Source organism: Vibrio sp. Vb2131, assembly GCF_033338535.1.
Classification (GTDB): domain Bacteria; phylum Pseudomonadota; class Gammaproteobacteria; order Enterobacterales; family Vibrionaceae; genus Vibrio; species Vibrio alginolyticus.
In genome coordinates this window covers 1-502 of record NZ_JAWOSW010000193.1, presented here as the reverse complement: position 1 = coordinate 502, position 502 = coordinate 1, and the positions used below count along the sequence as shown (strand labels likewise).

Here is a 502-nt window from a genome sequence, read left to right as displayed (position 1 = left end):
AGTTCTTTCACGGTAAATCGCATCGTGATTGAGTTCGCTTGGCGAAGCACAGCAAGCCTTTTCGCCAGCTCTTTAGTATCCCACTCAGCGATCTCTTTACAGTCGATGATGACGCTACCACCGTCTCGCTCTGTTAGGCGAGAAGCCATGGAGAGTAAGGTACTCTTGCCAGCTCCATTTGGGCCAATGATTGACGTCACTTTACCTTTTTCGAACTGAGTATCCGCGCTATCAACGACTTTACTCGAACCAAATGCTTTGGTTAGTTTCTCTATGACTATCATGTTTATACGACTTTGTTTTTCAACAGCAAATACAAGAAGTAAATGCCGCCAAGGAAGTTAATGACCACGCTTAGCGTTGTCTCAAAATTAAATACGTTTTCAATGATCCACTGCCCTGAAAGCAATGAGCTAATGGCCAACAGTGAACAGCCTATCAACAATGTTTTATGTTGATAGGAATGAAACATCTCACGGCTCAAGTTGGTCACAAGCAAACC

At 43.6% G+C, this 502-nt stretch carries 2 protein-coding genes; both read right to left on the bottom strand.

Going from position 1 to position 502, the window contains the following annotated elements; translation table 11 throughout:
- Nucleotides 1–284 (bottom strand): ATP-binding cassette domain-containing protein (locus tag R7E38_RS23495; protein ID WP_318082268.1); only part of this gene is annotated, 284 nt, incomplete at its 3' end.
- 2 nt (nt 285–286) lie between these two features.
- Nucleotides 287–502, bottom strand: a 216-nt coding sequence (locus R7E38_RS23490; protein ID WP_318082267.1) for an iron chelate uptake ABC transporter family permease subunit, incomplete at its 5' end; no start/stop codon positions are given.